The following is a 26,418-nucleotide window of genomic DNA, read 5'->3' on the forward strand; positions in this document are numbered from 1 at the left end:
TCTTAATCATTTCTGTAAGTTAAGCGCTGCCCTTCGGGGCCGCATTTGCTTAGATGATTCAATCCAAAATCCTGAACATGATCGATTCCAAAAGCTTAGAGCGGGATGAGGAAAACCGGCTTCCGCTTTTCCTCATCCCGCTTTAGGCCACGACTTTATCCGAGTCGTGCGCCAGGTCTTGCTCGTGGAGATGGGCAAGCTGGGTGATTTTGCCGGACTCCAAGCGAATGCAGCGGTCAGCTTGTTGAAAATATTTATCATCATGCGTGATCACTACGATGGTTTTTCCCCGCGCCTTCAATTCAGGCAATAAAGTTTTATAGAAAAGCTCCTTGAACTCCGGATCTTGATCGGCAGCCCATTCGTCAAAAACATAAAAAGGCCTGTCTTCCAAATAGGCGGAGAGCAAGGCCAGGCGTTTTCGCTGGCCTTGAGACAGTTCTACAGTGGAAAACGACCCATTTTGAATTTCCACCTTATGATTGAGGTGAAGGTGCGCCAAATAATGCCGCGCCAATTCATCAAGCTGCCCGTTTCCAGAACCGACTAAGTTCTCGAACACATAGAAGTCGGAGAACACTGCGGAAAAATGCTCTCGATACTGTTCCCGATTGGCGTCGGCGACCGGCTTTCCATTCAGGCGTATCTCACCTGTTTCGGGGGCGTAGAGCCCAACCAGGATAAGCGCAAGGGTTGTCTTCCCGCTCCCATTGCCGCCGATAATAAAAACCAACTCCTTGGGACGTAGAACCAAATTCAGGGGGCCAAGGACAAAACTGCGATCTTCTCTTTCGCGGTGATAGGTGTGACTCACATTGATCAGTTCGAGCTGGCCCGGGGACATGGAATGTTTTGAGTCTTCTCCCGGAAGATCCTCGGGCGCGTGGGATGCAAGGTCTTGCTCAAACCAATCGAGACGGCGGAGAGCAATTTTGGCGCGGCTCAACGTTGGCAATTGGTCCATAATGGCCGACACCGGCGACATCATATAGAGGAGCACCAGAGTATAGCCTGTTAAAGTATCACCACCACTTTCTCTCACTGCCGTCGGCAGAATGAACAGGATCAAACCTATCATCAAATAAAACAATCCATTGCCCCAATGAGCGGCAAGGACAATGAGCGTCATGCCCGAGGTATATTGTTTGCGGCAACGCGTGGCAGCGGTGGACAACAGATTTCCCACAAAAGCATGACGTCGCAATCTATTGAGCTTCAACTCCTTGATGCCGTCGATCAGGCCTCGGAAATGGCCGTAGAGAATATCGCTTTCCAAGCGGGCGGAGGTGAGCGCCTTCAACGCCTTGGTGTTGAGGAATTGGAAGCTCGCTATCCCCAAGACCAATACCAACATGATCAGGGCCAACAGCGTTTGAGAAAGCCAGCCCAGATAGACGAGGCATCCAAGGACGATGGTTCCATTGACGCATATCCACGGGATCGACTCGAGGGCCGCGGCAAGGGTTGCAATTTCATCGGTAAGATTGGCAAGCAAACGTGCCGGTCCGAGCATTTGAAGACTTCGGAGCGGGGCGGCAACGATCTTGCGACTTAAATAGAGGCGCAAGTCCAAGATCACGGTTTGCCCGAGATGCATCACCAGGAGAGACGAGGCCGCGCGCGCCAGGATCATGAGCGCGCACAAGATAAAATAGCTCCAGGCAAGTCGATCATTGGCGGGGGCAGTTAAGGCCTGGTTTATCGTTGCGATAAGCCCGGCACTGCTCAAACCGCCTACGATGCCGGCTATAATTGCCAGAAGCAACATCCAACGAAGCCGGCTGATAATCTCGAGAAAAAGCTTCATGGCAATATGCTTACTGGCCGGCTGCCGAATCGAAGCACGGAGGTCGAACTAGCGGTCATGCGTTTGGCTCGGGTGCGCGGGCTTAAGCTCCAGTCGATGTTTGGCAGGTCCCGCCAGCAACGGCGCGGCAACTCCCGCCACCCAGTCCTTGTGCTGGTCGCGGTAAAAGGCCGACAACGGGTGCCCCGATTGGCCTGCCGGCATTTCGAAGATGCCATCTTGCTCATGGCCGGGCGACACCACGAGTCGCTCGGTCGCGCCTCCATCTTGGCTGGACCAACGGACACATTCCTCGCATCCCGGCAAAGATGCCAACGGCATATCGATCCATCTTTCCGCTCCTGGCAGCGCGGGGGACAAAGGGTGCCGAATCGGAACAACACTGACCTTGTCCCAGGTAAGATCCTCCAATCTGTCGACACCTCTGCGTTCCATGAGCCGACGCGCGGCATTTTCAGTCACGGTAATGATGAAATCATCCCAATCGGCGTGGTTTTGATTTTTCGGCAGAAGTTCCGTGGGCTTCGCCTCCAAGATTTGGCGAAGCGACGTCTCTCGATAGTAATTCCAGTTGAAGCGCGGATCGACCGCGCGGCAATGTTCGAGCAGCGGAACGAATAAAGCTTCCGAAATCGAATTCTGAAGTTCAACGATGAGGGCAAGACCGAGCGAGCCGGGCTCGGCTTTGCCCTCCCACGCGGCAAGATGGTGGCGCAGCGCACGCCTAAATGCATCCTCGTCCCGTCCACCTTTGAGGGTAAGCGAGGAAAGCGCAAGCCGCTGATAATATCTATAAAATTCGGTTCCCGTCTCCAATTGCAGCGCAAGCATATCGCGCTCCGTGATATTGCGCATCCCCGTGAGCGCCTGCGTAATGTGGTAGGCGCGGTAGCCGCCGTCGAAGCCATGCGCAATCGTAAGGGGGTATCCCTCCCCAACCATTCTTTGGTTCGCGCTGACGATAAAGCCTGAAGGAGGATTGACAATGCGCGGCAATGCATCCGGGCGAATATACCCTTGCCACCGCTTTGTCCCGTCGGACCAGGATCGCGCCATAAGGCCATCGTAGCCCACGCGGATCGGAATTTTGCCCGTATAGGTCCAACCGATATTGCCGCTGTCGTCCGCGACCAAGCCGTTCAAAGCCGGTCCCCCCGAATGGTTCAACAGGGTTAGAGCTTCGTCGACAGACGCGGCACTCTCAAGATCCGAGAGTGCGATGTCCGTCGCATTCGGGTCGAGAGCCGTCCAACGCACCGCGACTTGTTTTTGGAGCAGTTTTTCAGGAAGGACCGGCCCCCAGATCGTCTCCTTGACCACGACGGAAACCGGCGCCTCTCCACGAACGCGAATGGTTTCGGTGCGCTCGCCGAAATGTTTCGGTCCCTCCGGTGTGAGATAGGTGTCGCCGTCGTCGCCGACTTCATCCAACAGGATCAAGTCGGAAAAATCTCCAGCGACATTCGTGAACCCCCACGCAATGTGCCGGTTGCTGCCGGAAATCACGAGGGGCATTCCAGGAAGCGTAAGGCCTGTCAGCTCGGTCTTGCCATAGTGGAAATCGGTCCTATACCAGATGTTTGGAACGAGCAGGTCGAGATGCATATCATTCGCGAGCATCGCGCGGTCCTGCCCGCTTTTTCCGGGGGCGACGACCCAAGCGTTCGAGCCCCCCTTTCCTAATCGGGCTGGCGGATGTTGCATCAGTGGCGCCCGAGCGGCGGCATCCGATAAAGCCGCGTGAAAGTCTTCGACAGGAACGTCTTCGAGACGACATTTGTCGATTTCGGTCCCGAGGACGCTCTCCGTGTAGCAGTCTCTCGCTGGGAAGAAGAATTCCGAAACCCGCTTGGAAAAGGCCCTCTCGATAACCGTCGCTGCCTGCTCGTCCGGCCCCGACCAGCTCAAGCGCTCATAAAGGCCCAGGATCACAAGCAAGGAATCTTCGGGTCGCCATGGCTCGGGGAGATAGCCTAGAGTTAGAAATTCCCAGGGCGGTATGCGCCGACGTGTCAAAGCGGCATTGACGCCCTCCGCGTAAGCCGCCAAGATTTCGCGTTGGTCCTCCGGAAGTCGCGTAAAGACCGCCTCGGCAACATGCTCGAACCCCATGACCTTGTGCCATTTGTCTTCCGCAACGACGCTCGCGCCAAAAAGCTCCGCCAAGCGTCCGGCACTTCGGCGCCGGAGGAGATCCATTTGAAACAGCCGATCATTGGCATGGACGAATCCGAGCGCTCGATAACTGTCAATCCGGCTTTGCGCGGCAATCGACGGGATGCCGCGCGCATCGGTCTCGACACTTACCGGGCTCGCCAGACCGGCTACCTGGATCTCTCCATCGAGCGTGGGCAACGAAGCGACAAGTAAGAGCCCCATGATCAGGACGAGAACCAGGGCGCCTGCAAGGCCGAGGCTGAAGATCCACAGGCTGACTCGCACGAGTTTTTGTGACAGGGATCGAACCATGCCTGACTTTTGCTTGGCGCCGGCACCACGGAAAAGACGCTCATCTGGGATATTCTTCACGTGGGTTGGTTTCCTGTGACTCGTTTTCATGACGGGACGTTGCCTAGATCACGATGATTTTGGATTGACTCAATCCAAAATCATGAACGTGATCGATTCCAAAAGCCTGGAGCGCGGATGCGGGCGGAAAATCGGTTTCCACTTTTCCTCATCCCACTCTAGAGATTGTTTAGCCGCGTTGCAGGCCAACTTCGGCATCGCCGCACCTCCCAGACGCAAGGAGGGATTCGATGAGCTTCACGCCCAGTTTGGCGGCTTCTACGTCGATGAAACGGGTTTGCATGAGGCGGAGCTGAATGCGGATATAGGGATTGGTCGTCGCCGCACGGATGAGCGACCTCAGTTTCGCCCCGTCGATCTTGGTGAACTCGCCCCGCATCGCGAGACCATGATAGATCGCTCGAGCGGCAATGCCGGGGTGATCCCCGCCTAACGGAAAAATCACCATGGGCACGCCGAGGAGAATGCATTCTTTGACGGTGTTCGCTCCGCCATGCGTGATCATGACGCTCGCGCGCTTCAACAATCCGATTTGCGGTGCATTTTTGACGACGAGGACATTTTTGGGAACGGTGCCGATTTCATCCCAGTGGAGCGATCCGCCGGTCGCCAGCACCCACTGCCATTCCGGCATCGCGAGGGCAGCATCGAGAACCGCCCGGAAAAATCGGACGTATTTCTTTTTGCCATACCATAAATACGTCCCCAGCGCGCAGTAGGCTAACGGTTTACCGGTATCGAGCTGGTGCCAAGGGAATTCCTCCTCCCGTCGTTCGAGGCATATCGATGCCCCAATAAAATACTGACCAGGGAGAGGCCGCGATAGAAAATCGAAGTCGGGATGAAATGGAATGATCTCGGATAGAGTGACGGAAGCATCCTTGGAATAAACGGTGTCGTGCGTAAATTTATCGATCCCATATTTCGCCGCCAGCTGTCTCGTGCACTTCCTGTGTCCGAAAAAATGCAACATGTTCTCAAAATTAAACTTCTTCCAAGCAAGCCATACGCGAGCGCTTTGCCAGAGCGAATTTTCATATCGAGGAATCATTGCGGAGGAGACTGGCGGAAGACCGGTTCCTCTTCGCAGCGATAAAGTCGAGCATAAATAGACACATTTAATCCCCCGCGAGAAAGACATGAGTGCCGGCCATTCGACATAGGGGCCGCCAGAGAAAAGGATGAGGTCCGGGCGCAGCTTGTCGGTGACGGCAAAAAACTCTTCGTCGCCGCCGGCGATCAGATAATCCACGAAGCGCCGGAAGATGAAATATTTGCGAGGCAGCCACCGCAGATAGCTTAGACCTCGCCGAAGAGTGCCTTGGCCGGTGAGGGTTTGAACGCTTTGCTTGGGAAAATGGCTTTCAAAAAGCGTTACGAAGTCGAAGCCGTTCGCCTTGATGAGCTCTTCCGAATCCGCAAGCCCGACATAAGTGACCTGGTGGCCACGGGTCTTCAGATCGTTGGCCAGTTGCAGGCTCGCGTTAATCGATCCAACTTCGTGCAAAATAAAAAACATTATGTTCGACATGAAACAATCCCAAGGCCCGCGCTTGCACGACCATCGTGAGTTGCGCTGCAGCTCTGTTCGATAAAGTTCGCCAATTGCGCCACGCTTGGAGCTTGAAAAATCGCCACCAGCGGCAAATTGCAACGCAAGGTTTCACGTATGCGATATGCGAGGATGCAGGCGAGCATCGAGTGTCCCCCGAGTTGAAAAAAATCGGCATGAATGCTCACTTGTTCGATGCCGAGGACCTGCGCAAAGAGATCGCTCAGGATTTCCTCCGTGGGTGTCCGTGGGGCTACAAACGAAGTCTTTGCAAGCTGCCCCGACTCAGGCGGAGGGACGCGATCGATCATCTTAGCGGCTGATATTTGAACGCCGCACAATTCGGAAAGATGCGCCTGCGGACGTGCTGCAATGCTTTCGAGCAGGGTCACATAATCGCGCAGCATGCGTGCGGCCGTCTCCGCGTCGAACAGATCGGCATTATATTCCCATTCTCCCGCGAGCGTGTTCCCTCGCTCCATCATGGCGAGCGTGAGGTCGAACCTCGCGGTCTGCGTACCAACTTCCACGGGCTCGACATGCAAACCGGGGAGGTCCAGAGCCCGCAGCGGCGCATTCTGCAAGACGAACAGAACTTGGCATAGCGGACTGTGGCTTGGATCACGGGTCGGCTGCAGCTCCTCGACCAGTTTTTCGAACGGCAGGTCCTGATGGGCCTGCGCCTGCAGGGCCGTCTCTCGTACAAGCTCCAGCAATGCAAGGAAAGTGGGATCGCCGGAGAGATCGGTGCGCAGGACCAGCGTGTTGGCGAAAAAGCCGATCAGCCCTTCGATCTCCAATCTTGTGCGATTGGCGATCAACGTGCCGACGCAGAGATCATTCTGGCCGCTATAGCGCATCAGTAAGACTTTAAAGGCCGCGAGCAGGACCATGAATAAGGTCGCTCCGCTGTTGCGCCCCAACGCATGCAGCGTCTGCGCAACTGCCGGGGAAAGTTCGAACGCAATGGTCTTGCCCCGATAGCTCTGTACAGCCGGGCGTGGCCGGTCGGTTGGCAGCGCTAACACCGATGGAGCGCCTTCGAGCTGACGCAGCCAATAGCTCAATTGCTTTTCAAGGGCTTCCCCCTGCAGCCAACCGCGTTGCCAGCAGCTAAAATCGGCATATTGAACGGGTAGCTCAGGCAAGTCGGGCTGCTGGCCACAACTCAAGGCCGTGTACATGGCCGCGAAGTCCCGGATCAGGACGTCAGTCGACCAGCCATCGGAGACGATGTGATGGAGCATTAAAGCGAGCACATGGTCCTGTTCGTCCAGCTTGAACAGCGTTGCCCGCAACAAGGGTCCACGCGCGAGATCGAAACTGCGCTTGGCTTCCGCGTCCAGCAGGCACCGCATTTCCGCCTCGGCGCTCCGAACGGAAGGTCCACAAAGATCGACGCGCGAAAAGGGCAGATCGAGTTCCCGAGCGATCAGCTGACGCGGTTGTCCAGCCTTGGTGGGGAAGCTGGTACGCAGGACTTCATGTCGTTGTACCAATCCACGCAAACCGACTTCCAGCGCCGCGACATCAAGGTCGCCGACAAGGCGTACCGCCGCCGGAATGCAATAAGAACTGTTACCCGGTTCGAGCTGGTCGAGGAACCAGAGTCGCTGTTGCGCAAAGGAAAGCGGGAGAGGATCTTGTCGTGTCCCCGCCACCAGCGGCGGGGCGTCAAATGTCTCCGCTCCGCTGCGCGCCGTTTCCACGCGGGGGGCAAGGGCCGCCACGGTCGGCGATTCGAACAGGCTGCGCAAGCGTAGCTCGATGGCGAAGGTTTGCCTGATCCGCGAGATCACCTGCGTCGCGAGCAGGGAATGTCCCCCGAGCTCGAAGAAATTATCTTCAATGCCCACGCGCTCAAGCCCAAGCACGTCCGCCCACAGCTCCGTCAGCAATTCCTCCGTGACGGTCCGTGGCGCCACATAAGATTGCGCCAGCTGGTGACCGAGATCCGGCGGTGGCAAGGCGTTGCGATTCACCTTGCCGTTCGCGGTGATCGGCAACATTTCGAGAACGACAAAAGCGGAAGGAACCAAGTAGTCCGGCAGATCGCGCTGCAGCGCTGTCCGAACCGCCGCGGCAGCGAGTTGCACACCATCTGCGCCCACGACATAAGCGACCAGCCGTTTCTCTCCTGGAATATCCTCCCGCGCCGTGACGACGGCCTCGCGAACCTCGGGGATCCGAACGAGCGCCGCCTCGATCTCGCCAAGCTCAATCCTGAAGCCGCGAATCTTCACTTGATGATCGATCCGGCCCACATATTCGATGTTCCAATCGGACTTGTAGCGTGCCAGATCCCCCGTCTCATAGAGTCGGCTTCCCGTCGGGCCCAAGGGGTCCGGCACAAACCGCTCTCCCGTCAAATCCGGTTGGCCGAAATAGCCCCGCGCCAAACCCGCGCCGCCAATATGGATCTCGCCGACCACCCCGCGTGGGACCAACTCCCCTCGCTCATCAAAGAGGCCAAGACGCGTCCCAGGAATCGGCCGACCGATGGAAACCGGCGCCTGCGCCGACTGCGGTGCGACCTCCAGGACCGTGCTCCACACCGCAGCTTCCGTTGGGCCATATTCGTTATAAAGAGATGCATGGGGGAGACGCTCGTAATGCAGAAGCGGCAGGTTGGAAGGACAACTCTCACCCGCGACAATCGCCGCTTGCAGACTTCGTAGACGCGCGCGGTCTTGGTCGAGCATCAGCGCGTAGAGCGAGGGGAGACAGAGCAAATGGGATAGTGCGTGGCGCTCCACCAACCCCGTCAAGGCGGCAGGATCCTGAAGCTCTTCGGCGGTCGGCAAACACAGACAGCCGCCCTGGCCGAGGGTCCAGAACAATCCGGCGACCGAGCTGTCGAAGCTGAAGGAGGACAACAACAAGAAGCCGCGGACCGGTGCCGGATAATAAAGGTGACGGCTTAATGTGGAATGCAACGCGGCGCCGTGGCTTATGGCTACGCCTTTGGGCCGTCCCGTCGACCCTGAGGTGTAGATCAGATAGGCGAGCTGGTCCGATTCGGTTTTCCTTGCCAGCCCATCGATCTGCTCGCCGCGAAGCTCGGCGTTGGGCTCCCCATCGAACCACTCATCCAAAACTATGCATGGACTGTCCGATGCGTCCGCGACGTGGAGGCACGCCCGTTCGGTCAGGACGAACCTAACGGCGGCGTCCCGTATCACAAATGAAATGCGATCGACCGGATAGGCCGGATCCAACGGCACATAGGCCCCCCCGGCCCTTAGCACCGCGAAGATCCCCGCAATCATCCACAGCGGGTTCTGGAGCAAGAGTCCGACCCGGTCTTCGGTTTGAAGACCTTGTGCCAAAAGCCGAGCAGCGAGAAAGTTGGCGCGTCGATGCAGCTCGGCATAGGTCCAGGCGAGCTCTCCGTGCCGCAACGCAAGCATGTCCGGGCCAGTTTCAACCTGACGATCGAGCAATGCGTGAAGGCCGGCTGCCTCAACCGTGACCGAAGACTCCGCGCGACGATAGTCGAGGAGGAGTCGATCGCGTTCGGCATCGCTCAACAGCGCCAGGCGCCCAATGGGAGTGTCGGGCGCGTTCAACGCATCCCCCAAGAGCGTCCACCATTGCTCGGAGAGACAATTGATGGCGACCGAAGAAAATCGGGATTGGTCGTGATGGAATTCGATTTCGATCCCATCCTGACCAGCCAGACATTGCAGGTGAAGCCTGAGCGGTTCCACCTGCACCGGCGCGGCCTGGAGTGTCATCAGGACAGAGCCCGCCCGCAAAGGCGGCAAGCCAGCGATATACCCAAAGCACAACGGCAAGACCGAATTGTCGGATCTGCGCGTGGCACTGGCCGGGGCGTAGTCCTGCCAGTCCCGATGTTCGTCCAGCGCGGCCTGCAACCGCTGGACTAGGGCAGTAAAGGATTCGTCAGACTCGAAGCCGCAGCGCAAGGGCAAAGGAAGGGCGAAGGCGCCAATCGACGTTGCGATCGCTTCGCTGCGGCCCTCGCCGAGAAAGCAGAGTTCAATCTCAGGGAGACCCGAATGACGATGCAGCAGGGCAGCCCAAGCCGCCAGTAGAATGGTCGCGGGCGCAGCATGGTGGTGTTCCGCAAAGGCGCTTAAGAGGCTGGCCAGTTCTTGCGGCAGTTGAAGTCTTACGACAGCCGGATTGAAGGACGTCGCGTTTGCAGCGTCATTCTCCAAGGCCAATCGTGTCCGCATGTCCGATGGCTCGCGCTGGCGCCAGTAGCGTACGCCATCGCCTTCACCGGAGGCAAGAATATCCTCTTGCCAGGCAGCGTAATCGGCATATTGCAGCGGCTCCGTCGCCAACGCGGCTTCGGCCATCCCTTCGTCGTAGCCGGCCGCCAATTCGCGAACCAGGTTTTGAAGGCTGACGAAGTCACAACAGAGCGGCGAGACCGCGATGATGAGGTAATGCAGGTTGGGGGAAAAATGTACCAGCTCCGCATGGAGAGCATCCCCACGCAGGTCCTGGCATTGCGTTTCGCTTTCGATATCGCTCAATGCCGGAATACGGCTCTCCGGCGCGAACTGGCTTAAATCGCGGAAGTTGACGAACGGTGTCGCCTCGCCAATGACCTGAATCGGCTGCGTCGTCCCCGACAAAAGCTCAATCCGCGTTCGTAAGGCCTCGTGACGCCAAACCACCCGACGCAAGCTATCCTGGAGCCGCTCGGCGTCGAGCGGTCCGTCCAGCCGCAGCCTTCCGAGCAGCGGTGGCAGGTCGCGTCCGATTTGGTCGCGTAAACGCCACAGCCGCTCCTGCTGCTGCGACAGCCGAAACCCGACCGTCAATTGGTTCGAGGTCATGACGCAACTCCCGTCTCAATCGCCCAATCCCGCGGTTGAAAAATCTGAGCCATGGCCACGAGAATTTTGCGAACACCGGAAAACGGAGCTCTGCCGTGCACGGTCAAAATATTGTCCAAGAGCAAGACGTCGTTGGTTTGCCAGGCAAAGGCACGAAGCGTTTCTCGATAGATACCACGAAGATGCTCGAGGGTTTCGGCTTCGATCGGAGTTCCGTCACCATAGTAAGTTTGAGTCGGGAGGTCGTCCTCGCCGAACTCCGCGAGCAAGGCGTCCCTCACGGCTGCCGGCAAAGTGGTCACATGAAAAAAGGTCGCATGATTGAACCAAATCTCCTCATTTGTGCGCGGGTGACGAATCATCGCGGGTCCGGTCTGCCGGGTGCACAATCTGCCTCCCGGCTTCCATTGCCATTCGATCCCGATGCTGGCGCAATAGCGCTCCACCTCCGCGCGATCATGGCTTTGAAAGACGGTCGTCCAAGGCAGGCCGAACCCTGCCCCATAGTTGCGCACATAAAGGACACCGCGCCGCAGGAAACGTTCCTTGACCGCGGCGTCGATCCGCCGCGTGATTTCACGATTGTCGGCAATCGGAGTTTCGCCGCCTTCACGCGCTGGGGTGTCGCAGTGGAAGATGAGATAATTCGGACAGATCGGGGAATAGGCATGCTCATTGTGCGGGAATATCACCTGATCGGCTGGATAATCGGTCGCCGTATAGACATGCCGGCCGACTTCTGTGCGCGGCGAAGCGCGAAAGCGGTATTCAAGCGCGCTGCCGCACATTTTCTCGACGCAGTCCTCAAACTCCGCGACGTCCGCCACCGCGAAACCTCGCAGCAGGACAGCACCGTGCCGAGTCGCCAATTCTTCGAGTTCTGCGCGGCGCCCCGCCGCCCAAGCCGACAACCGGAGCCTGTCGATCCGCGCTTCGATGACAAGCGGAAAATTGCCAAATCCCGGCAGGAAGCGATGCTCAACCATATCCTCCGGTTGAAGTGAGACCGGCCGGCGGCGCGCGGAGCCGATCGTCACCGAGTTTCGGATGACGCTCATGGCTTATCTCTCCCGAACGAAGGTTGGAGACCGAGAGGCTTCGACCTGCTCATTGTTCAATTGCAGACTTCTGCGCTTGGCGGACCGCAATTGATCGAGCTGCCCCCTGAGTTGCTCGGCGCGCACGGCGCCACGGAAGGCCCGGTCGCTTTTCGCCAGGAATTCCACCAGGGCGTTAAGGCCGATTCCTGGCTCGGACAGCACGCGGTGAAGCAGCAAGCGGAAGAGCTCGGCGAACCGGCTGATCGTGGCGGCGTCGAAGAGTCCCTCCCGATATTCGAAAATCGCACGCAGTCCTTGAGGTCGCTCATAAATATGGAGCACGAGGTCAAGTTCCGTACGCGGCACATCGAAGGGAATGACCTCGAACTGCAACCCGGGAATGTCCAACTCGGTGAGAGGGACATTGTGAAACACCATCTTCACCTGGAAGATTGATGCATGAAGAGGACTGCGTTCCGGCCGAAGCTCCTCGACCAGTTTGTCGAAGGGGAACTCCTGATGATCATAGGCCGACAGCGTCACCTCGCGTACCTGCGTGACGATGCGACTAAAGCTCGGATCGTCATCCAGTTTGATCCGCAAGGCCACCAGATTGATGAAGAACCCTATCAAGGGTTCGAACTCGCTGCGCGGCCGGTTCGCGACGTCAGCACCGACGACAAGATCGGCAGTGCCGCTGAGGTACCGCAGCAATCCCGTGAAAGCCGACAGCATGGTCATGAACATCGTTGCCGCATGCTGGCGGTTGAACGCGTCGAGCGCGGGGAGCGCCTCACTCAGATCGAATTCATGCGAACCCGCTGCATCGCCCGTCTCAAAATTCCGCGGCCGGTCAGTGGGGAGGTCTAGAAAAGGAGGCGCGCCTTTTAAATGTTCCGTCCAGTAGTCGAGCTGACTGGCGAAATTCTCTCCTTGCATCCTTTCCCGCTGCCAGACGGCGTAATCTGGATATTGCACCGGAAGCGGGGGAAGTGATGGCTCGCAGCCATTGCGCTTGGCTAGATAGAGCGCCGACAATTCCTTCAGGAATACGCCGAGAGACCAGCCATCGAAGACAATGTGATGGAAACAGAGGAGGACCGTGCAAACAGGGGGCGCTGGCTCCCTTGGCGGCGCCAATCGATACACGCTTGCCCGGACCAGCGGCCCGCAAGCAAGATCGAACGGTGCCGCGATGGAGTTTCGTATCCGGCGGAGCAATTCGTTCGCGGGCACTCCTGCTCCATCCTCGATCGATTCATAATGAAGTGCGATTCCAAGGTCGGGGAGGATGTTTTGGTGGAGATGCCCCGCATCCATCCAAAATACCGTCCGAAGCGATTCATGACGCTGGATGATTGCATTCAGGCTCGCTTCAAATAGCGCCGCATCGAGCGGTCCCGTCACCCGGACCGCCACCGTGAAGTGATAAAGCGGATTGGCGCCATCCATCTGATGCATGAACCACAGCCGCTGCTGCGCATGCGAGGCCGGCAGAGGTTTTTCCCTGGGCGCCGTGACCAGCGATGTCCCTTCCTTCGTGCGCGAGCGAGCGCGAATACCATCGACACAGGGCGCGAGCGCGGCGAGAGTCGAGGCTTCGAACAGGGTACGAAGCGGCAAGTCGATCTCGAAGGCGGAGCGAATGCGCGAAGCGATCCGGGTCGCCAGCAGCGAATGGCCTCCCAATTCGAAGAAATTATCGTTGATACCGACTCGTTCGACGCGCAGGACATCGGCCCAGATTTGGGCGAGGATTTCCTCGGTCGGGGTTCTCGGCGCGACGAAGCGCTGGGCCAGCTGAGCGCCGAGGTCGGGCTCGGGCAGCGCATTGCGGTCGACCTTGCCGTTGGGCGTCAGCGGCAGCGCCTCGAGGCTGACGAAAGCAGCCGGGATCATGTAATCGGGAAGCGTCGCGCGAAGATGCTGGCGAAGCGCATCGGCGTCGACCTCGCCCACCACATAGGCCACCAAGCGGTAGATGCCCGGAGCCGCCAGACGCGCCACAACCGCCGTCGCCTGAACTCCTGGATGCGTGGCAAGGCAGGCCTCGACCTCGCCCGGCTCGATCCGGTGGCCGCGGATCTTCACCTGATGATCGACCCGGCCTAAAAACTCGATCACCCCGTCGGCGCGATAGCGTCCGAGATCGCCAGTGTGATAGAGCCGCGTCCCGGGCGGCCCGAAAGGATCCGGCCGGAACGCCGCCGCGGTCAGGTCGGGCCGGTTGAGATAGCCGCGACCGACCTGCACGCCGCCGACGCAAATCTCGCCCGGCGCGCCAACCGGCGCCGGCTCGAGCCAGCGGTTGAGAAGATAAAGCCGCGTATTATCGACCGGACGGCCGATCGGAACGCTGAGATCATTGCCGGCCGGCGCAGCCTCGATCGGATAATAGGAGACATCGTCCGAACATTCGGCGGGACCATAGGCGTTGAGCAGGCGCACCCGCGGATGGCGCTCCATGAAGCGCCGGCAGAGTTCGGGCGCGAACGCCTCGCCGCAGGGCAAAAGCCAGCGCAGGCCGGCGAGACCCGCTTCCGCTTCCGGCGCATCGAGAAGCGCCCGGATCATCGAGGGCACAGCTTCGAGGATGGTGACGCCGCGGGCTGCGATCTCCTCCAAAAGCCGCTGCGGATCGCGGGAGATCGCATCGGGGAAGATCTCGACCCGCGCCCCCAAGGTCAGCGCGGTCAGAAATTGCCAGACCGAGATGTCGAAACATTGCGAGGCGGTCTGGGCGATCACATCGGCGGAGGTGAGCTCCAGCGCCGGAACCTTGGTGATCAGATTGTTGAACATGCCCTGATGTTCGACCATCGCCCCCTTGGGCTTGCCGGTGGAGCCCGACGTGTAGATCACGAAGGCGAGGTTTTTCGGGCCATGCCGGCGGCGAGGGTTCTCGCGGCAACTCTCACGCGCTTCCAGCGTCGCGAGGTCGAGGAGCCGTGGCTTGAGGTCTGCCATCGCCGCGACGATGGTTCCGGCGCGATCGCGACAGGAGGTTCCGGCAAGCAGCAGGCCGACCTGCGATTCGACAAGCACCTGGGCGATGCGTCCATCGGGATGGGCCGGATCGAGCGGCAGATAGGCGGCGCCGGCCTTGAAGATCGCCAGCATCATCGCCAGGAAATCGAGCCCCCGCTCGTCGAGCAAGGCGACCACGGTATCGGGGCCGACACCCTCCCCGATCAGCGCATGGGCGAGCCGGTTGGCCTTTTCATTGAGCGCCTGGTAGCTGAGCGTCACGCTGCCGCAAGACGACGCCACCGCCTCGGGGCTCTCCAGAACCTGTGCCTCGAAACGGCCGATCAGATCCCGCGGCTCGCCATAGACATGCCCCGTCCGATTCCAATCCTCCAAAAGCTCAATACGCTCCAAGGAGGCAAGGAGCCCAAGCTCCTCAAGCCGGGCCTCAGGCCGATGGATCATCCCCTGAAGCAAACGAAGGTAATGAGCCAACATCCGCTCAGCCGTCGCTGTATCAAAAAAGCGGCGATCATAGGTCAGTTTGAAGCACAGCGCTTCATGCGGCCTGATGCTGAGGTTCAATGGATAATTTGAATGGGTCCTCGATGAATAATTCAAAACCTCCAGCGGCAGATTTTCGCGCATGAGCGTCGGGTTGATCGGAACATTTTCAAAGACGATAAAGCTGTCGAACAGCTGTTGACCGCGCTCGATATCGCTCCACTTTTGGATCTCGGCCAGAGAGGCATATTCATATTGGCGCATCTCTGCCGTCTGCGATAGCAAAGCGTGCAGCCAGTCGAGCAGCGGAGCGGTGGGATCGACCGTCGTCCGGAATGGCAGCGTATTGATGAACAGGCCGGCCATCTCTTCGACCCGGTCGAGTTCCGCTGGACGGCCCGCGACAGTGACTCCAAAAAGGAGCTCTTGGCGATTGAGATAGTGGGCCATCAGCAATGCCCACGCACCCTGCAGAAAGGCGCTTGGAGTCAGCCTGTGTTTGCGGCAGGCCTCGTGCAGCGCAACCGTATCGCCTTCGGATAGATCTGCTTCGGCGTCGGCGACTTCCAATTCGCCAGGCAGAAGTTCGCGCGGATTACGCTGCGCCACCATGTAGGTGGGTGTCGTAAAATCCTTCAGGACCTTCCGCCAATAATGTTCCGCTGCAACAAAGTCCTGCCGCCGCAACCAGCTGAGATAACCCCGATAGGGTGTGGCCGCCCGGGTCGGCAAGGCCCCTCCAGCAAGCAGTGCCTCGTAATAGTAAAGAAAATCGGCGAGCAGCAGCGGCAGGCACCAGGCATCGAGCAGGATATGATGATGGCTACGGGCGAAGACCCAACGATCTTCGCCAACATGGATGAGACGCATGCGTAAGATGGGCGCTTGATCCAGCTTCAGGCCCGCCGTCAGTTCGGCTTCGAGCATGACGCGCAGCCGGTCCTGCCGTTCGTGTTCATCGAGGTCACGCCAATCGAACAGCTCACATGGCATGTCCACAGATTTGAAGACGATCTGATGCGGTGGCTTATCCGTCGTCCAATAGAAGGCGGTGCGCAGGATGGAATGAGCTTCCACCACCTGCTGCCACGCCCCCTGAAATGCCGAGACATCGAGCTTGCCCTTCAGGTCGATGACATCCTGCATTAAATAAATGCCGGAATGAGGATTGAGGAGGGTGTGGAGCAGCAGTCCATGCTGGATCGGCGCCAGCGGATAGAGATCTTCGACGTTGCGCGGATCGGTAATGAGTCTGTCGAGATCGCGTTGAGCTAAAGACGACATCGGAAAGTCGGAGGGCGTGAAGCCGCCGGCTTCCGCGCTCCGGCAATGATCGATCAAGGCTTCGAGTTCAGACTTGCAGGCGTCCGCGATGGCTTGGATCGTTGCGTCGGAATAGCGCTGGCCACTGTAACGCCAATGGATGCGCAGACAATCCTGCGTCACATCGCCGATAATCTCCCATTCATGCCGGGATCTTCCGGCTGGCGAGAGACCGGTCCCGCTCGACCCACGTCCAGGCGCAAAGGCCGATTTTGGCGAAAGCGCCTGGTCCAATTGACCGAGGTAATTGAAGAGGATGGAAGCTTTTATCTGCGGCGTGTTCGCTGGGGTGAGATAGCGCTTGATGCCGTACCAAAAGCCGTTGCCGGGAACCGCCCGCAATTGCTCCTTGATCGACTTCAGGAGCCTGCCCGGATCAGCCTCACCAACGGTCAACAGGACCGGGTAGATGGAGGTGAACCAGCCAACCGTGCGCGTGACATCGACGTTCGGAAATATTTCCTCGCGCCCATGTCCTTCGACGTCGGTGAGAACGTCCTGGCTGCCATTCCAGTCGCAAACCGCTTGGCCTAGCGCCGCGAGAAGCACATCATTAATCCGCGTGCGGTAGGCCATGGGCACGTCGTGAAGGAGCGCGCGAGTCCGCTGCGGATCGAGCTGAATCGTGATCTGGCGGGAATGGATCCTCATGTCGGATCCGTTCGGATCCTCTACGCGCAGCGGCGTTACCGGTTTTGCCGCTAGTTCATCCCAATACGCGCCCCCTCTTCCGGCACCCCGCTTTGCGCCGCTTCCCAAAGGCGGTTTGCCCAGGCGCGATAGGACGTTGTCTTTGCCGGCAAGGCAAGCGTTTCGCCCCCCGCAAGCTGGCGGCAGGCCGTATCGAGGTCTTCGAGCAAGATCCGCAGGCTGACACCATCGACGACGAGATGGTGAATGATAATGAGAAGCTGAGGGCGCCGGTCCGCACCAAGATTGAACCATATGACGCGCAGCAATGGACCGGTTTCAAGATGCAGAGTTTTTTGCCAGCGATCTGCGGCATTCGTCAGGGCTTCTGCCTGTTGATCCGGCGCTAGTTGACTGAAATCTTCGACATGAAAGACATCCTGCGTTTCCGACGCCGCGTTGAATGCCATCCATTCATCATTGCGCCGCTGGAATCGCATCCGTAATGCGTCATGATGATGGATGAGCTGCCGAACTGCGCGCTCTAAATCGGCAGGACGCAAAGCCGCGCGGATTTCAAGCAGAACAGCCAAATTCCAATGGTCGGCTTTCGCCAACTCCTGCTCGAAAAACCAGTGCTGAATGGGAGTCAGAGGAGCTTCCCCTTCGACGTCGCCCTGTTCAGCCGCTACGCCATTGGTCTCGGCTGCGGCGGCGAGTTCGGCTATGCTTTGCAGATCGAAGATCTGCTTCGGCATGAGCATAAGACCGGCCTGACGCGCACGGCTCACGATCTGAATGCTCAGGATCGAGTCGCCTCCCAATTCGAAGAAATTATCGTTGATACCGACTCGTTCGACGCGCAGGACATCGGCCCAGATTTGGGCGAGGATTTCCTCGGTCGGGGTTCTCGGCGCGACGAAGCGCTGGGCCAGCTGAGCGCCGAGGTCGGGCTCGGGCAGCGCATTGCGGTCGACCTTGCCGTTGGGCGTCAGCGGCAGCGCCTCGAGGCTGACGAAAGCAGCCGGGATCATGTAATCGGGAAGCGTCGCGCGAAGATGCTGGCGAAGCGCATCGGCGTCGACCTCGCCCACCACATAGGCCACCAAGCGGTAGATGCCCGGAGCCGCCAGACGCGCCACAACCGCCGTCGCCTGAACTCCTGGATGCGTGGCAAGGCAGGCCTCGACCTCGCCCGGCTCGATCCGGTGGCCGCGGATCTTCACCTGATGATCGACCCGGCCTAAAAACTCGATCACCCCGTCGGCGCGATAGCGTCCGAGATCGCCAGTGTGATAGAGCCGCGTCCCGGGCGGCCCGAAAGGATCCGGCCGGAACGCCGCCGCGGTCAGGTCGGGCCGGTTGAGATAGCCGCGACCGACCTGCACGCCGCCGACGCAAATCTCGCCCGGCGCGCCAACCGGCGCCGGCTCGAGCCAGCGGTTGAGAAGATAAAGCCGCGTATTATCGACCGGACGGCCGATCGGAACGCTGAGATCATTGCCGGCCGGCGCAGCCTCGATCGGATAATAGGAGACATCGTCCGAACATTCGGCGGGACCATAGGCGTTGAGCAGGCGCACCCGCGGATGGCGCTCCATGAAGCGCCGGCAGAGTTCGGGCGCGAACGCCTCGCCGCAGGGCAAAAGCCAGCGCAGGCCGGCGAGACCCGCTTCCGCTTCCGGCGCATCGAGAAGCGCCCGGATCATCGAGGGCACAGCTTCGAGGATGGTGACGCCGCGGGCTGCGATCTCCTCCAAAAGCCGCTGCGGATCGCGGGAGATCGCATCGGGGAAGATCTCGACCCGCGCCCCCAAGGTCAGCGCGGTCAGAAATTGCCAGACCGAGATGTCGAAACATTGCGAGGCGGTCTGGGCGATCACATCGGCGGAGGTGAGCTCCAGCGCCGGAACCTTGGTGATCAGATTGTTGAACATGCCCTGATGTTCGACCATCGCCCCCTTGGGCTTGCCGGTGGAGCCCGACGTGTAGATCACGAAGGCGAGGTTTTTCGGGCCATGCCGGCGGCGAGGGTTCTCGCGGCAACTCTCACGCGCTTCCAGCGTCGCGAGGTCGAGGAGCCGTGGCTTGAGGTCTGCCATCGCCGCGACGATGGTTCCGGCGCGATCGCGACAGGAGGTTCCGGCAAGCAGCAGGCCGACCTGCGATTCGACAAGCACCTGGGCGATGCGTCCATCGGGATGGGCCGGATCGAGCGGCAGATAGGCGGCGCCGGCCTTGAAGATCGCCAGCATCATCGCCAGGAAATCGAGCCCCCGCTCGTCGAGCAAGGCGACCACGGTATCGGGGCCGACACCCTCCCCGATCAGCGCATGGGCGAGCCGGTTGGCCTTTTCATTGAGCGCCTGGTAGCTGAGCGTCACGCTGCCGCAAGACGACGCCACCGCCTCGGGGCTCTCCAGAACCTGTGCCTCGAAACGGCCGATCAGATCCCGCGGCTCGCCATAGACATGCCCCGTCCGATTCCAATCCTCCAAAAGCTCAATACGCTCGGACGGGTCCAGCATCTCCACAGTGCCGACGATTCCATCGAAGCCGCGGATCAATCCTTCGATCGCGGCTTTGAGGTGCCGCGCCATTCGCTCCATGGTGCCGGCTTCGAAGCGGTCCCGTGCATAGGTCAGCCGCAGCGTCAGCACATCCGCCGGGATAGCGACAAATGTAATCGGATAGTTCGTGTGCACGCGAAGCCCGACGAGATCGATGTCGAGCACATCCTTTTCTGCACGCAGGCTTGGGTCTATCGGCGCATTTTCGAACGTGAGCAAATGCTGAAAAAGCAGACTGTCCGCGCGCGGAATGGCGCTCCAGCGCTGTATCATCGACTGCGACACGAATTCATATTGGCGCATGTCCAGATTGTCGGCGAGCAGGTCCTTCAACCACGCGCGGACCAGTTGCTCCGAGCGAATTCTTACGCGCAGGGGCAGGCTGTTGATGAAGAGCCCGATCGTCGAGTCGGCGGACGCCAAGTTTGCGGGACGACCGGCAACCGTAACCCCAAATACAACTTCCTCGGTTCCTGCATATCGACAGAGCAACAACGCCAAGGCCGCCTGGACGAAGGTGTTGACGGTCAGGTGGTGCTTACGTGCGAGTTCGCCGAGCTTTTGGGAATCCGAGGCGGTCAGGTCAAGGATGACGTCGTCAACGGCACCGCTGGCGTCCGAAGGAATAATGTCGCTCCCGCCAATAAGCGGCGTCGGCTCGGTGAAACCATCGAGATAACGGCGCCAGAACTTTTCGGCAGCTGCGAGATCTTGCTGGCGGATCCACGCCAGATAGTCGCGAAATTGCCCGTTGGCTCGGCACGGCAGGGATGACCCCTTGGACAAGGCCGCGTAGTGGTTTCGAAAATCCAGGAGCAGCGGCGAAGTGCACCAATCATCCATGATTATATGATGGAAGCTGCGCACGCAGAGGTATCGCTCCTTGTCCAGACGAATGAGCTGAATCCGTAACAGCGGGGCGACGGATAGATCAAAGTCCTGCTCAAGCTCGGTCTTTAAAAGGGATTGAACTTGCGCGCGTCTCTCGGCATCCGAGAGGTGCCGTAAATCCACATGTGCGAACGGCAGCTCGACACGCCGGTGAACCAATTGATGAGCGCAGCCATGGGTGTCCCATAGGAACGATGTTCTGAGAATAGAATGACCGTCGACAACGCGTTGCCAAGCATCCGCAAAAGCGCCAAGATCAATCGCTCCCTTGATCTCGTACCTCTCCTGCATATGGTAAATGCCGGTCTTTGGTTGCGAGAGGCTATGGAAGAGCATCCCTTCCTGCATCGGCGTCAGGGGGTAGAGATCCTCAATATCGGGGACGCGGCCCTTGATGGTCTCGATTTCATCGGGTGTTAGCTCGGCAAGGCTGAAGGGGCTCTCGAAAGCGGACGGGTCGGCTCCCGTCTTCGCAGGTATCGTTTCCGGCGCGAATGCCTTCAGGTTGGCGGCGAGGATTCCAACCGTCGGAAATTGGAGGAGCTGTCGAGGGGAAAGATCGAAGCCCGCCGTTTGCATTCGGCTGGCGACGCGGATCGCCCGAATTGAATCGCCCCCCAGATCGAAGAAATTATCCTCAACGCCAATTCTTTCGAGCCCAAGCACTTCCGCCCAGATCCGGCACAATGCGTCTTCGGCGGGGGTGCGCGGCGCCATATATTGGTGGGCCAGCTGCGCGAGGATGTCCGGGGCGGGCAGCGCCTTGCGATCCAGCTTACCGCTGGACGTCAACGGGAGCGCGTCCAGTATCACAAAGGCAAAAGGGACCATGTAATCGGGCAATTCCCGCTGCAGCGAGGCCCGCAGATTTGCCATCGTCGGTGCGGATCCGGCATTTGCGACCACATAGGCGACAAGCTGCTTCTCTTCGAGACTATCCGCGCGCGCCAAGACCACCGCATCACGGACATCGGGGACCCGGCAGAGCGCCGCCTCGATCTCGCCAAGTTCGATCCGAAAACCCCGGATCTTAACCTGATGATCGATCCGCCCGAGAAATTCGATGTTTCCGTCCGGCCGGTAACGCGCCAGATCCCCACTCGCATAGAGCCGTTCCCCTGTGTCGAACGGGTTGGGAACGAAGCGCTCCGCCGTCAGATCCGGCTGCCCAAGATAGCCGCGCGCCAAACCAACTCCCCCAATGTAAAGCTGCCCCGCGACCCCGATGGGAACCGGATTTAGGCTGGTGTCCAGAATATAAAGCCGCGTGTTCCAAATCGGACGGCCGATCGGAATGCGTGCCTCCGTTTTACCCGGCTCGCACGTATGAGCGGCAACGTCGATGGACGCCTCGGTGGGCCCATATAAATTGTGGAGTTCCGCGGACTGCGTGCTGTAAAACTGCTCCACGAGTCCCGGCGAGAGTTCCTCTCCGCTGCACAGAACACGGCGTACAGTTCCAAGCGCGTGGGGTTCCGAAGCACTCAGGAAGGCCCGCAACATCGAGGGGACAAAGTGCAATGTCGTTACCCGTTCGCGTTCGATGATCTCGCTTACACGTTCGGGCTCGCGATGATCGTTCGGCGGCGCCACGATCAAACGCGCACCGACGCGAAGGGGCCAGAAAAACTCCCAGACGGATACGTCGAAACCGAAGGGCGTTTTTTGCAACACGGCGTCGGCGCCGCTCAAACCATATCTTGCTTGCATCCATTCCAAGCGGTTAACCACCCCGCCATGGGTGATCGCCACGCCTTTCGGCCGTCCGGTCGACCCGGATGTGTAGATGACATAAGCAAGATTTTGCGGGATCGCGCGGGTCTGCGGATTTCTCTGGCGCGTGGCGTCGAGCGAGAGCCAGTCCTTGTCGAGACACAGCGTCTTTATCGTTGCAGGCAGGTGGCCGCTCAGATGCGCCTGCGTCAACACCAACAAAGGTTGCGTGTCCTCGATCATGTAGGCGAGCCGCTCGCTCGGATAATCAGGATCGAGCGGCAAATAGGCGCCGCCGGCTTTCAATATCCCGAGGAGACCAATGACCATTTCGAGCGACCGCTCGGCGCAGATCCCGACGATTGTTTCCGGACCAACGCCGAGATCGCGCAAATGATGAGCGAGTTGGTTCGCTCTGGCGTTTAGCTCTGCATAGGTGAGTTGCGCATCTTCGAAGACCACCGCAACGCCATTCGGAGTGCGGGCGACCTGATCCTCGAACGAGTCGTGAAGACAGCGAGCATCCGGATGGTCGGTCGTATTGGCATTCCACGCGGCAAGCATTTGCTGCCGTTCGGTCACACTCAGCATCGCCAGGTCGCCGATGTGGGTTTCGGGGGCCGCGACAATTCCCTCAAGGAGCGCGCGATAGTGCTGCGCCATCCGCGATATGGTTGTCGAAGCAAACAGCTCCGTTCGATATTGAAAGGACAAGAGAATCTCTTGACCCACCGTGGCGGCCATCAGCTTGAGATCGAAGTTTTCCACGCGTTCCCGCAATCCGAGTGGCTTTGCCGTGCAACCGCACAAGGAAAAGGGCTCCCCGTCCTCACCGAGGGCGAGCGATGCAAGGTCGTCGGGGATATCCAATTGTGCCTGCTGCAGGACGAACAAGGTCTGGTAGATTGGCCATTGATTGCCATGGCGCTCCGGTTGAAGCCGGTCGATGATCAGCGGAAATGGAAATTTCTGATGATCGAGTCCTCTCATCACCTGCTCATGGATCCGACTCAAGAACAGGCTGAAGGATTCGGTTGGATTTTGGCTTCCGCGGAGCGCGATCGGATTGACGCAGTTTCCGATCAGGCCGGCAAACTCTGCCTGCAGCCGGCCGCTGGTTGGAACGCCGACGATAATGTTGCGCTGCCCTGTGTAGCGATAGAGCAGCGTGAAATAGGCGGCCAGCAGCAAGGTAAAGAGGCTTACACCTTTCTGGCTTGCCAGTGATTTCAATTGAGCGACAAGCGCGTTGTCGAGACCCAATCGTTCCGACGCGCCTTTGTAGCCAGCGACGGCCGGCCGAGCGAAATCCGTCTCCAATTCAAGGACCGGAAGCTCAGCGACAAGCTGCGCGCGCCAGTAGTCCCAATCTCGTTTGGCGCCAGCGCCGGCCAGGTATTGATCTTGCCTCTTTATGAAATCCGCATAGCCGGGCCCGCGCGGAAGCTCGGGGAGCGGCGACGCTTCACGCGCGCGATACCCAGCGCCGAGCTGTTTGAGGAGGAGAAGGATAGACCAGAGATCAAGGGCAATATGATGCGCGCCAAGGAAAAGCGTCGAGCGGTTGGGACCGCGGCGATAGAAGACCGTACGGAAGGGAGCTTCTTTTTCGAGATCGAAAGGCTGTGCCGCCCGAATGGCAAGATCGGCTTGCAATCGGGCCATATCCCAGTCTTCCGCTGCAATTTGCGTGAACCATTTTGGTAGATCTTCGAGGGGCGCGATCGTCTGAGCTGCCGAATCCGACGCGGCGCGATAAAGCGCACGCAATTGCTCATGATGTTCGACCAAGCGCGCAAGCGCCAGCTGGAGCCGTGCACCATCGAGAGGGCCCTCTATATCAAGGGCAAGGTGCAAATTGTAGGAAATGCTGGCCGGTTCAAGCTGGTGCACTGTCCACATAGCCCGTTGGGCGTAGGACAAGTCATGGATTTCGATCTGCTCGGAATCCCGGGGCGCAGGCCTCTCACCTTTGCTGTTCGCCGTGGCATTCAATACCGAGGCAATCTGCTCAAAAGTCATGTCCGCGAGCAAAGCGGACAATGGGATCTCCACGCCGAGCAGGACATCGAGCGCATGTTTGAGTTCGAGGGTACGCAATGAATCGAGACCCGTGGTCATGATCCGTGTGTTGTCGGCGAGGTTCGCTTCCGGAATTCGCAGCAGCCGGGCGGTATTCGAGATCAGAAAACGGGTAATCAACCCGATCCTTTGTTCCGTGCTCAGAAGAGCAAGAGCTTCCCGCAACAGAGGATTGCCTTTTTCGGCGCCTGACGGTCCCCGGTTCTCATCCGTCAACGCCGGGGAGGAGCCGCCCTCCCCGGAACGCGCGACGATTTGAAGCCGCCCGCCGAGATAATCTTGGCGGCAGGAAGCGCGCCGGATCTTTCCGCTCGATGTCTTGGGAATCGAGCCCGGTTGTACAAGAACAATGTCGGCCGGAGCGACGTCGCATTCGCTGGCAAGGCTTTCGCGGATCTGTTGAAAAAGGTCCTGCGGACCCTTGTCCCGCAATTGCTGAAGCGTTGATCGCTGAGGTTCGGCAACGATGACAAGAGCCTCCTGGTCCTCGACCGTCACCGAGAAGGCCGCGTTCGAACCTGGGCGCAACGCCTCGACATGTTCATCAAGGACGCGTTCGAAATCATGCGGGTAGTAATTGCGTCCCGCAATGATGATCAAATCTTTCAACCTGCCGGTAACAAAAAGTTCGCCCTGATCCGAGAAGCCGAGATCCCCGGTTCGCAGAAAGCGTCCGATTTCTTCACCAGCGAGCCGGGCCTGAAAGGTCCGGGCCGACTCTTCCGGCTGGTTCCAATAGCCCTTGGCCATGCTGGCTCCAGCCGCCCAGATTTCGCCGATTTCACCATCGGCGCAGGGCACCTCGGTTTCGGGGTTTACGATGCGCACCTCATGCCCTGGCCATGTGTGGCCACAGCCAACCAAGGCGAGAGCTGCTCCGGAATTTGCCTCCACAATCTGGTTCGCCCCGAGGGCGGCTCGATCGGCACGCCGGAAGGCGGGCGATCGGCCGCGAGTCGGCGCCGTCACCACCAATGTCGCTTCGGCCAGTCCGTAGCAGGGAAAGAAATTTTGGCGCCGGAAGCCGCATTCTGCAAAGGCGGCGGCGAAGCGATCGAGCGTCGTGGCGCGTACCGGTTCGGCACCACTGAACGCAACGGTCCAGGAACTCAGATCGAGATCGCGCTTTTGTTCCGCAGTGATTTTGCGCGCACAGAGATCATAGGCAAAATTTGGACCACCGCTCGTGTGCGCGCGATAGTTTGAAATTGCCTGTAACCAGCGGAACGGCTTTTCCAGGAACGCCAGCGGCGACATCAAATAGGCTGTCGAACCGACATAGAGAGGCTGAAGCACATTTCCGATGAGGCCCATGTCGTGGTAAAGCGGCAACCAGCCGACCAGCGTCGAATGTTTCGAGTGTTGAAAGCTCCGCTTGATGAGCGCCTGATTGACCAGGAGATTCGCGTGACTGATCATCACGCCGCGCGGATTGCCGGTCGAACCTGACGTATATTGCAGGAAGGCAAGACTGTCCGGCTCCACGGCAAAGGGAGTCCAGCCGTCCGCCTCATGGGCTCCAATCTCGTCCGTCGCGAGCCAGGACACTCCACCCTGCCCTAGACTGCTTTCGGCTTCCGATTTGAAGCGGTCCCGAAGCTCCGTCACCGTCATGACCGAGGCAGGCGAAGCGTCGCGGAAAATGGCCTGCAATCGTTGTAGATGACGCCCGGACGGAGGATAGGCCGGCACCGCGACGACACCCGCGTAGAGGCAACCGAAGAATGCTTGAATGTAGTCAAGGCCAGGGGGATAGAGCAAAAGCGCCCGCTCGCCGGCAAGTCCGGACTCTTGAAGACGCGCCGCGATCGCCCGCGCACGTCGATCAAGATCGGAAAAGCTGAGACGAATGCGCGCGCGTTCGCCCTCGTCAAGAAAGACATAGGCTGTGTCGTTGGGCTGCAACTCTGCGCGGCCCTGGAGCAAGGAGACAAGATCATATGTGTCGAGTAAAGCTGCTTCTTCACTCAAGTCAGAACTACTAACCGATGACATA

7 protein-coding genes are annotated in these 26,418 nt (G+C 59.2%); all 7 read right to left on the bottom strand.

Translation table 11 applies throughout. The annotated features are described in order from the left end of the window. Positions 1-142: 142 nt before the first annotated feature. Complete coding sequence (locus tag CU048_08785; protein QBR71359.1) at positions 143-1,807, bottom strand: ABC transporter ATP-binding protein; 1,665 nt, start codon at positions 1,805-1,807, stop codon at positions 143-145. 48 nt (positions 1,808-1,855) lie between these two features. Next, a complete protein-coding gene (locus tag CU048_08790; GenBank protein QBR71360.1) occupies positions 1,856-4,366 on the bottom strand; it encodes a penicillin acylase family protein in 2,511 nt (836 codons plus the stop codon). A 139-nt stretch (positions 4,367-4,505) separates the two neighbouring features. Further along, on the bottom strand, positions 4,506-5,867 hold the full coding sequence (locus CU048_08795; protein ID QBR71361.1) for a hypothetical protein: 1,362 nt from the start codon (positions 5,865-5,867) through the stop codon (positions 4,506-4,508). Then, a complete protein-coding gene (locus CU048_08800; protein ID QBR71362.1) occupies positions 5,855-10,702 on the bottom strand; it encodes a hypothetical protein in 4,848 nt (1,615 codons plus the stop codon). Before CU048_08800 ends, CU048_08795 begins: the two co-directional genes overlap by 13 nt. Next, positions 10,699-11,760 carry a taurine catabolism dioxygenase TauD gene (locus CU048_08805; protein ID QBR71363.1) on the bottom strand — a complete coding sequence of 354 codons (1,062 nt, stop codon included), beginning with the start codon at positions 11,758-11,760 and terminating at the stop codon, positions 10,699-10,701. Before CU048_08805 ends, CU048_08800 begins: the two co-directional genes overlap by 4 nt. Before the next feature lie 3 nt (positions 11,761-11,763). After that, entirely contained in the window at positions 11,764-17,481 is a 5,718-nt protein-coding gene (locus CU048_08810; GenBank protein ID QBR71364.1) for a hypothetical protein, read from the bottom strand. Beyond that, complete coding sequence (locus tag CU048_08815) at positions 17,238-26,417, bottom strand: hypothetical protein (protein ID QBR71365.1); 9,180 nt, start codon at positions 26,415-26,417, stop codon at positions 17,238-17,240. The genes CU048_08810 and CU048_08815 overlap by 244 nt, the downstream gene beginning before the upstream one ends. Position 26,418 lies beyond the last annotated feature (1 nt).

This window comes from Beijerinckiaceae bacterium, assembly GCA_004564215.1.
In the GTDB taxonomy this organism is placed as follows: Bacteria; Pseudomonadota; Alphaproteobacteria; order Rhizobiales; family Beijerinckiaceae; genus Methylocapsa.